The sequence below is a fragment of the Phormidesmis sp. 146-12 genome, assembly GCF_052939495.1.
In genome coordinates, this window is record NZ_JBJPHS010000007.1 from 120,173 (window position 1) to 127,645 (window position 7,473).

Below are 7,473 nucleotides of genomic sequence, written 5' to 3' on the forward strand. Positions count from 1 at the left end.
GAGAAACCAAATCACAATCATTGAATCCAAGATCTTTGATTTGAAGTTCCCTAGAATGGAGGGTTTGGCGGGCAGAAGCGCCGAATAACAAAGCGAGGTCTCAACTTCACGTCAATTTAAGACTCGCTGACTGCGGTTTCTAGCGGTTTTTGGGATAGGTTGGCGGAGGGGCAGAGGTCGGCTAGGTCACAGCGATCGCACTGTGGTTTTCGAGCGTTGCAAATGGCGCGACCGTGGTAGATCAGACGAATCGACCAATTTTCCCAGTCAGGTTGAGGGATCAGCTTGATCAAGTCTCGCTCGATTTTGACGGGTTCTGTCTCTTTGGTCAGTCCCAGTCGATAGGTGAGGCGTTTGACGTGGGTATCGACGGTGACTCCCAAATTGATGCCGTGGGCGTGGGCTGAGACGACATTGGCAGTTTTGCGGGCGACCCCTGGCAGACGCAGCAGTTCCTCCATCGTTTTGGGCACCTTGCCGCCAAATTCAGTCATGATCATCCGACAAGCCCCCTGAATATTCTTGGACTTGTTGCGGTAAAAGCCTGTAGAACGCACCAATTCTTCGATCTCAGCCAGGTCAGCCCCCGCCAAAGCCGCCGCATCAGGAAATCTGCGAAATAGCTCAGGCGTAACCAGATTTACCCGTTCGTCGGTGCATTGAGCCGAGAGGATGGTCGCAACCATTAGCTGAACGGGAGTTTCGTAGTCCAACGTGCAAGGAGCTTCGGGGTAAAGGCGTTTCAGCCGGATCAGAATCTCCAATGCACGCTGTTTCTTAGCAGATAGTTTGCGCGTACTCACTGTGGAATTAAATTGACGGTATCGCGAATGATCAAGAAAACGCCTAACCCCAACAGTAGAACCAATCCAGTTTGCATCACGCCGTCTTGAATTTTGCTGGGAAGGGGCTTACCGCGCAGACCTTCGATCAGCAAGAAGGCGAGTTGACCACCATCCAATGCGGGCAAGGGCAAGATGTTAATGACTGCCAGGTTAATACTGATCAGCGCTGCAAAGTTAAACAGACTGGACGCATCTGATTGAGCAATTTTGGCCCCAGTTGCCACGATCGCCACTGGCCCCGATACCTGTTCGGCGGTTTTGCTAAAGTTGCTAATCAGTTGCCCAAAGCCTTGCACCGTCAACACCACAATACGCTGAAACTCGTCAGCCGCCCAACCAAATACCTCCGAAATGTTAGCAGGATGCTTGTAGTAGACAGCTTTGCCATCCGGCTGCTTTTTGACATGAGGCTGTAGCGCAATCCCGATTCTGCCTTTACCATTCACGTCGGACGGGGTGACGTTGAGGTTCAGATTCTCGGATTGGCGTTGGACGCTGAGTTGGAGGGGCTTGTTGGGACTCGATTCGATCGCGTTCCTCAAATCCGTCGCCGCCTGACTCGTCGCATCCAAGGTTTGACCGTTGACCGCCACGATGATGTCTCCATCTTTGATGCCCGCTTGCGCCGCCACTTCTTGAGGAGTCACCTTGGGAATCACCACGCCAGGGAGATAATCGACCGCAGGAGAACCGACGATCGCCATCTGACCCGCCAGCACGAAGTAGGCAAAAATCAGGTTCGCAATCACGCCCGCGCTGATGACGATCGCCCGATCCAAAACGGGACGATTTCTCAACAGATTGGGATCATTGGGGGGAATGTCGCTGTCAGGATCATCATCGGGAAAGCCCACAAATCCGCCTAATGGCAATGCGCGAAGGGCATATTCTGTCTGCGATCCCTGATATTTCCAGAGAATGGGGCCAAAGCCGATCGAAAACCGATTTGCATAAATACCCTGAAGTCGAGCAGCCAGAAAGTGACCCAGTTCGTGGACAAAGATCAAGACTGCGAGAAGGGCGATAACTGCCAGGACTGACATAGGCAAAGACTCGTAAGCTTCTGATGTGAATATCTCTCTATTCTAAGGTGTCCTCAGAGTTGTTAAGAAACTTTACTACTCAAGGATGATAGAACGCCCATTCTAGAATTTAAGCTGGCGAATGCAGTTAGCTTCGTAGCCTAAACCTACTTAGACTTCTGTTAATCCGCGAAGGCGGATTTTGTTCTCTTAGCTGCGGCTTTAATCGCCATGACAAAATCGTGGTTGATCGACAGGCTAGAAGGCGATCGTAAAGACCCAATCGTGATATTCAGGCGCTTTGTTTTCGGTAATTGCAGTTAGTTTGTCTTTGAGTCGATCGGTGATTGGGCGCGCTTTTGGCAGGTCAAAAGTTTCGATTTTTTTGACGGGCGTAATCTTAGCGGCCGTTCCGCTTAAAAACACTTCTTCTGCGATAAAAAGCTCTGATTTATCAACTGGTCTTTCAACCACTTTGATTCCCAAATCTTGGGCGACAGTGAGAATGCTGCCTCTGGTAATTCCTTCTAAGATGTCCTGATCGTACCCAGGCGTAATCAGTTCACCATTGCGAATAATGAAAATATTCATGCCAGACGCTTCGCTGACTTTGCCTTGAGAATTTAACAAAATTGCTTCATCAAACCCCGATTCCACTGCTTCAGTTTTTGCCAAAGATGAAGTAATATATGCGCCACTGATTTTGCCTCTCAAGGGCAGACTGCGATCTTCTTGACGACACCAGGAGCTAATTCGACAAGTCACGCCATCCGGAGATAAGTAATCGCCCAACTCTAACCCATAAACAAAAAAGTCTTTTTCAATATTATGTAAACGTGGGGCAATGCCTAACCCAGATGTATAGACAAACGGACGAATATAAAAGGATTGAGTCGGTCTATTTTTTTGAACAAAATCAGTAATAATCGCTTGAATTTTATCAGCAGGTAGATCGTAGTTAATCAACGTGGCGCTCTTGCTAAGTCGCTGACAGTGTTTGTCGAGTCGAAATAAAAGCACTTGATTGGGATTAGTCGGATCAGGAACGCCGCGCAGCCCCCCAAATGCTCCCGTTCCATAGTGCAAAGCGTGCGTTGCGATCGACAAATTTGCCTCAGCAAACGGCACGAACTGATTTTTGAAGTAAGCGATCGGCAGAAAGTTGTGCATAGGAGGTTCGCGTGTTGATAGAAAAGAATTTCTATTGTATCGACCCGCACTCATTCTCATGCCCGATCGACCACCAAAATTTGATCGCAGTCTGGTCGATCACTTCTCTGAAGACAAATGATTCACTCAAATCATTTACTCAACAATTCACCATTGACACGCGCAGCACAAACTGATGATAATGGGAGGCTGTTGAAAACTTTAGCACTCTTTTAGAAACCCTTGGCTAACGTAGTTGTAATTGGTGCCCAGTGGGGCGATGAAGGGAAGGGAAAAATTACCGATCTGCTCAGTAAGTCAGCAGATGTGGTGGTTCGTTACCAGGGAGGCGTAAACGCTGGACACACCGTTGTCGTCAAGGATCAGACCTTCAAACTGCACCTTATCCCTTCTGGCATTTTGTATCCTGAAACCGAGTGCATTATCGGCTGCGGGACGGTGATTGATCCCAAAGTTCTGATTGAGGAACTGGATCAGTTAAAGGAATTGAACATTTCTACCGAAAACCTGCTGATCTCCGAAACGGCTCACGTCACAATGCCTTATCATCGGCTGATCGATCGCGCCTCTGAAGAACGGCGTGGCACCCACAAGATCGGCACGACCGGGCGAGGAATTGGCCCAACCTATGCTGATAAGTCTGAACGAACGGGGATTCGAGTTGTGGACTTGATGAATCCTGACATGCTGCGGAAACAGCTAAATTGGACGATCGCCTACAAAAACGTCATTCTCGAAAAGATGTACGATCTGCCGCCCCTGGATGCCGAAGCGGTGATCGCTGAATATTTGGAATACGCCGATCGCCTGCGTCCCCATGTGGTAGACAGTTCGCTTAAAATCTACGATGCGATTCGCCGCAAGCGCAACATTCTCTTTGAAGGCGCACAGGGCACGCTGCTTGATCTCGATCATGGCACCTATCCCTACGTCACTTCTTCAAATCCCGTAGCGGGCGGTGCCTGTGTGGGGACGGGGATCGGGCCAACGATGATCGATCGCGTGATCGGAGTCGCCAAAGCCTACACCACTCGCGTCGGAGAAGGGCCGTTTCCGACCGAACTGCACGGCGATGTCGGTACGACCCTTTGTGAGCGAGGCGCAGAATTTGGCACGACGACAGGCAGACAGCGACGCTGCGGATGGTTTGATGCCGTGATCGGGCGCTACGCCGTGCGGATCAATGGGTTAGACTGTCTAGCGATCACCAAGCTCGACGTGTTAGACGAAATGGAGGAAATTCAAGTGTGTGTTGCCTACGAAATTGATGGGCAGCGCTGCGAAGATTTCCCCAGTAACTCGCGCGTGTTTGCCCGATGCAAGCCGATCTACAAAACCATGCCAGGGTGGAAGCGATCGACCGAAGACTGCCGATCGCTCGAAGATTTGCCGTCTCAAGCGTTGGACTATCTCAAATTCCTGGCAGAATTAATGGATGTGCCGATCGCGATCGTATCTCTGGGAGCCAGCCGCGACCAAACCATTATCGTCGAAGATCCCATCCACGGGCCCAAGCGCGCTTTGTTGTATACCAAATAGCAGCAAGAAAGGGATGAAGGATGAGGGATGAGGGATGAATGTGGAGAAATCTTTTTCCATCGTTTCCCCATTACCGTCCACCGTCTGTTCCTCATCCCTCATCCCTCATCCCTCATCCCTAATTCAAAAGGTCATTATGCAAATCACAATCGAATGTCAGAAACGCGCTCCCGGAAGCAAACCGAATGCGCTGCGTCGTGAAGGAAAAGTTCCTGCGGTGCTCTATGGTCACAATGGGCAGGAGTCTGTTGAATTAACGCTGGATGCCAAAAAAGCAGAATTCTTAGTGCGCGATGCGTCAGTCAACAACACCTTGATTGATGTCAGCGTCCCTGAGCTACCCTGGTCGGGGAAAGCGCTGTTGCGTGAGATTCAGTCGCATCCCTGGAAGCAGAGTCTCTATCACCTTAGCTTTTTCTCGGTGTCGGCGCACGGCGTTCTCGAAATTACGGTTCCGCTGCACTTTGTGGGCGAATCTTATGGAGTCAAGCAAGAAAGCGGCATTCTCAACACTGAGTTGACTGAATTGGAAGTGAAATGTCTGCCCGATCGTATTCCTGAAGGCATCGATGTAGACATTACTGATCTCAAAGTGGGCGATTCTCTGCATGTGCATGAGTTGAAACTCCCCGAAGGAGTAATAGCCGTCGGTGAAGCCAGCCGCGTGGTTGCTCAGGTGACGGCCAGCCGCGAGTAGTTGCCTGTGAATTTCAAACCATGAATTTCAGGTGTATTTAGAACCAGGGAGCCGATTTCCCTGGCTTTTTTATGGTTGAATCTCAGTGAGCTTCATCGAATTGACGTTAACCGCTACTCTCTACGCTATTACAACTCGCTAACCTATGACTGACACCAACCTGCCGCTTCTCGTTCAACAGATGCTCAAGTCGGATTTTTATCCGCATCCGGTGATCGAACCGATCGAGCTAATTCAAACTCACGTCTCGTATGTGCTGCTGACGGGGGAATTTGTCTATAAGCTCAAGAAGCCCGTCAACTATGGCTTTCTGGATTTCTCGACGCTCGAAAAACGAGAGCATTTTTGTCACGAAGAACTGCGCCTCAACCAGCGAGGAGCCGCCGAACTGTATTTAGATGTTTTGCCTGTGACGCAAGTGGGCGATGCGTTTCAACTAAGTGGGACGGGAGAGGCGGTTGAATACGTCGTCAAAATGTGTCAGTTTCCGCAAGAGACGCTACTGAGTGCAATGTTCGATCGCAACGAACTCACCGAACAGCATCTCAAAGATCTGGCAAAAGAATTGGCTCGATTTCACGCACAAGCGCCCACCAACGACTACATTCTCAGCTTTGGGGAGGTGTCGCAGATTCGGCAGGCGATCGACGAAAATTATGATCAGACGGTCGGCTACATCGGTGGCGCACAAACTCAACAGCAGTTTGATGAAACCCGCGCCTATACCGATCGCTTGTTTGCCGAGCAGAAAGCACTGTTTGATAGTCGCGTCGCTCACCAGTGGATTCGAGAATGTCACGGCGATGTGCATTTGAGAAACATTTGTTTTTGGCACAACAAAATTCTCTTGTTTGACTGCATTGAGTTCAATGAGCCGTTTCGGTTTGTCGATGTGATGTTTGATATTGCCTACATCATCATGGATTTGGATGCCCGCAACCGTCCCGATTTGAGTAATTTATTTCTCAACGCTTACATTGAGCAAACGGGCGACTGGGAAGGGTTACAGGTGTTGCCGCTGTATCTCAGCCGTCAGTCCTACGTGCGGGCAAAGGTAACTTCGTTTCTGTTGGGCGATCCGTCGATTCCAGAGGCCGTCAAGCAAGAGGCGATGGCGACCGCAAAACGATATTACACGCTGGCCTGGGAGTATACCCAACGCAAGTCGGGGCGGCTGATCCTCATGGCTGGCTTGTCTGGATCGGGCAAAAGTACCGTAGCTGGGCAGTTAGCGCGTCAGACAGGAGCCATTCAGATTCGATCGGATGCCGTTCGCAAACATCTGGGCGGCGTGGCGTTGGATGAAAAAGGCAGCGCGGATCTGTACAGTCCTGAAATGACGCAAAAAACCTACGATCGCTTGCTCCAACTCGGTTCCATTCTGGCGGCTCAAGGCTACACCGTAATTTTGGATGCTAAATACGATCGTCAAGCGCTGCGTCTCCCAGTGATTTCTCAAGCCCAAGCCCATCAGATTCCTTTACAAATTTTGCATTGTGATGCGCCTCTGTCGGTGTTGCGCGATCGAGTAGAAAAACGCGAAGGAGATATCTCTGACGTGACGGCTGATCTCCTCGACCAACAGCAACTAGAATCTTTCTCAGAAATCGAACAACCCTATCTAAAGACCCTGGACACGACTCAACCGCTGGAGGAACAATTGAAATGAATGGGCTAAGAATTAAAAATTAGCGATCGGCTGAATGAGCGAAAACTAACGTGAATTCGAGGCGCTTCTTCATCGAACGGTCGTAACTTGAAGACGGAGCTGACCCTTGATCTGAGCGATCGCCGCAAAACCAGGGAGATTCACTGTCCAAAAACCAGACTTGAACAGGTCAGCAGATCATTAAGTTAGAGTTGAATTCGATTAGATTTTCTTATTGGAGAGGAGCGATCGCCTCTTTCCTGTGGAAAACTACGCCCATTTCTGTGGAAAACTTTGTGGGAAACCTGTCAAAAACTCCGATATTTAGTGGAAAACCTCCCACAGCTCACCACATGTAGTGGTAAAAACAGATCTTTTCCACAAGTTTTCCACAGGCTGACTGACCCTCAAAATCGCTTTGGAAAGTCGATCAAGCTTCTTTTCCACAGTTTCCACAGTTTCTTTTATCACAAATTAACCCCTCAACTTAAGCGTTACAATCCTTTCACCAAGCCAACTTCAGACCCGGTGGAACGATCTAGAAATGGGTGC

General features: G+C 49.6%; 6 protein-coding genes. 3 read left to right on the forward strand and 3 right to left on the reverse strand.

What is annotated here, in order from left to right; translation table 11 throughout:
• Positions 1–116: 116 nt before the first annotated feature.
• The 3 genes from nth to ACKFKF_RS05410 form a co-directional block, all read right to left on the reverse strand.
• Entirely contained in the window at positions 117–803 is a 687-nt protein-coding gene (gene nth, locus ACKFKF_RS05400) for an endonuclease III (protein WP_446866739.1), read from the reverse strand.
• Positions 800–1,888 (reverse strand): RIP metalloprotease RseP, encoded by a 1,089-nt coding sequence (rseP, locus tag ACKFKF_RS05405; protein WP_446858944.1) that lies wholly within the window; start codon positions 1,886–1,888, stop codon positions 800–802. The genes nth and rseP overlap by 4 nt, the downstream gene beginning before the upstream one ends.
• 237 nt (positions 1,889–2,125) lie before the next feature.
• Positions 2,126–3,037 (reverse strand): branched-chain amino acid transaminase, encoded by a 912-nt coding sequence (locus ACKFKF_RS05410; RefSeq protein ID WP_446866740.1) that lies wholly within the window; start codon positions 3,035–3,037, stop codon positions 2,126–2,128.
• Between the two features lie 222 nt (positions 3,038–3,259).
• Between ACKFKF_RS05410 and ACKFKF_RS05415 the strand changes: the two genes are divergently transcribed.
• The 3 genes from ACKFKF_RS05415 (at position 3,260) to ACKFKF_RS05425 (ending at position 6,942) form a co-directional block, all read left to right on the forward strand.
• Entirely contained in the window at positions 3,260–4,576 is a 1,317-nt protein-coding gene (locus ACKFKF_RS05415) for an adenylosuccinate synthase (protein ID WP_446866741.1), read from the forward strand.
• A 136-nt stretch (positions 4,577–4,712) separates the two neighbouring features.
• Positions 4,713–5,273 carry a 50S ribosomal protein L25/general stress protein Ctc gene (locus ACKFKF_RS05420; protein ID WP_446858940.1) on the forward strand — a complete coding sequence of 187 codons (561 nt, stop codon included), beginning with the start codon at positions 4,713–4,715 and terminating at the stop codon, positions 5,271–5,273.
• 145 nt (positions 5,274–5,418) lie between these two features.
• Positions 5,419–6,942 (forward strand): bifunctional aminoglycoside phosphotransferase/ATP-binding protein, encoded by a 1,524-nt coding sequence (locus ACKFKF_RS05425; RefSeq protein ID WP_446866742.1) that lies wholly within the window; start codon positions 5,419–5,421, stop codon positions 6,940–6,942.
• Positions 6,943–7,473 lie beyond the last annotated feature (531 nt).